The 2,094-nt window shown below is 66.1% G+C and carries 3 protein-coding genes; 1 reads left to right on the top strand and 2 read right to left on the bottom strand.

The annotated features are described in order from the left end of the window. On the bottom strand, window positions 1-805 hold an 805-nt coding region (gene tssK, locus LQT98_RS22560; protein WP_231465370.1), incomplete at its 3' end, for a type VI secretion system baseplate subunit TssK. Between the two features lie 24 nt (window positions 806-829). Next, window positions 830-1,291 carry a type VI secretion protein gene (locus tag LQT98_RS22555; protein WP_156183852.1) on the bottom strand — a complete coding sequence of 154 codons (462 nt, stop codon included), beginning with the start codon at window positions 1,289-1,291 and terminating at the stop codon, window positions 830-832. Window positions 1,292-1,567: 276 nt separating this feature from the next. Here LQT98_RS22555 and tssB point away from each other — a divergent pair. After that, window positions 1,568-2,094, top strand: a 527-nt coding sequence (tssB, locus tag LQT98_RS22550) for a type VI secretion system contractile sheath small subunit (protein WP_231465368.1), incomplete at its 3' end; no start/stop codon positions are given.

The raw sequence follows: 2,094 nt of genomic DNA, 5'->3' as shown, positions 1-2,094 counted from the left end.
TCAGCGCGCCGGCCATGCCGGCCAGCAGGCCGAACAAGGCGGCGGGATGGGCCACGCGGCTGCCCAGCGCGGCTTCCACTTCCGGCAGCCGCGCCCACAGCGCCGCCAGCTGGCGGCGGATTTCATCGATATCGTCGTCCTTGCCGGCGTCCTTGGCCTGACGCAGCCGGCCGCTGAGGAACACACATTTTTCGCGCGCCTTGGCGCACAGCGCCGCCACCTTGCGCCCCAGCGGGCTGTCCGGCAGCACCCGCGGCGATGGCGGCGCGTAAGCGCGGCGGGCAAAGCCGCCGCCTTGCTGGGCGATGCGCAGCAGCGGCAGGCAGATCATGTCGGCGCGCTCGGCCTCGGTGACCAGGCGGATGTCCGGCCGCCACAAGGTCAGGCTGGCCGGGTTTTCGCCGCTGCTCAAATCCGGCACCGCCTCGCTGTTTTCCGAGCGGTAGCGGCCGGTCATCGCGTCCAGCCGGCCGGCGCGCCACAAGGGCGGCAAGGCCAGGTAGACCGTCACCGTGCGCCCCGGCGCTTCCGCCGCGGCCGCGGTCACGTCGCAGCTGAGCTCGGCGCCGTCGCCGGCGTCGAAGCGCAGCGGCAGACCGTCCGGCAGCACCGCTTCCAGCGCGGACACCCGCGCCACGCCGCCGGCCAGCGCCGCTTCGTCCAGCTCCAGCTCCAACACCCCCCAGTACAGCGGCTGGGCCGCCGCCGCCAGCGCCGCGGCCACCCCATCCGCGCGCAGGGACTGCCATTGAAAATGCTGGGGCAGCAACTGCATCCCCTCGTACCAACACACCGCCTGTGGCACTGCTTTCAAACCGCTCTCCCCCCGCTACGGCTCCATCAGCCGCATATTCTTGCTTTCAAAACGCAACCAGACTTTCTTGCGCGTATCCAGGCTCAGCCGGTGCATGCCGGGTCCGGCGTAGCCGGCGTACACCAGCAGCCCGGCCGCCGGCTCGCCGCGTATCGGCACGTCCTCGGTCTCCAGGTGCTGGCCCGGCACCAGCTCCAGTTCCCATACCTTGAGGTCCACCGGATAGTCGCGCCGCAGCTGCTCGCGCTGCTCGAACCACTTGGCCGCCGGCAGCCCCAGCAGCAGCTTGTGCAGCTCCGGGTCCTTGACCGCGACGAAATCCACCGCCAGCGGCGTGTCGTCATTGGCCATGCTGACCACGTCCAGCGTGGCCGCCTGCAATTTCACCGATGGGCCGAAGCCCAGGGACGAACATCCGCCCAAGCCCAAAACCAGACAGCAGCACAGCCCGGCCAGATACCCGTTGCGCATCCGCATCACCCAAACGCCATTTGCCATTGCAAATAATATTGGCAAAAAAACGCCGTCAGTTCTATAGGAATTGTTAAGCCGAGGGCATTGAAAAATGCAAATTGCAAGCATTTGTCAGCAAAAAAGGCTTCCATGCGGCGTTCAGGACCGGCATCAATGAAAAAAGAAGCCGGGACCGTCAAACTCGGCAATGGTCAGACAATCCAGCAACAAGCCAATACGGACCACCGGGCGCAAGCGCCGAGTCCGCCATTGGCGTCAACTCACCGATCGAGGTCTGTTATGGCAGAAAGCACTCAGCACAAGCTGGACCGGATTCGTCCGCCGCGCGTGCAAATCACGTATGACGTGGAAATCGGCAATGCCCTGGAAAAACGGGAGCTGCCGCTGGTGGTTGGCATCCTGGCGGACCTGGCCGGCAAGCAGGAGCAGCCGCTGCCCAAGCTCAGCGAGCGTCGTTTCGTGGAGATAGACCGCGACAACTTCAACGCGGTGCTGGCCTCGCTGAGCCCGCGCGTCACCGCCCAGGTGGACAACGCGCTGTCCGACGACGGCAGCAAGCTCAATGTGGAGCTGAAGTTCAATCACTTCGACGACTTCGACCCGGTCAACATCGTCAAGCAAGTCACCCCGCTGCGCCGGCTGTACGAGGCGCGCCAGAAGCTGCGCGACCTGCTGACCAAGCTGGACGGCAACGACGAACTGGACAAGCTGTTGCAGGACGTGGTGGCCAACACCGAGGAACTGCAAAAGATCAAGAGCGCCCGCCCGGAGGCCCCGGCCGCCGCGGAAGCCGCGCCGGCGCCGGA

Source organism: Chromobacterium aquaticum (genome assembly GCF_021129195.1).
Classification (GTDB): Bacteria; Pseudomonadota; Gammaproteobacteria; order Burkholderiales; family Chromobacteriaceae; genus Chromobacterium; species Chromobacterium aquaticum.
The sequence above is the reverse complement of the archived record's forward strand: the minus strand, read 5'-3'. Positions and strand labels throughout refer to the sequence as shown.

Bases quoted from the DNA above. Each gene is read 5' to 3' on its own strand.
- LQT98_RS22555 (WP_156183852.1), bottom strand. From the start codon at position 1,291: ATGCGGATGCGCAACGGGTATCTGGCCGGGCTGTGCTGCTGTCTGGTT.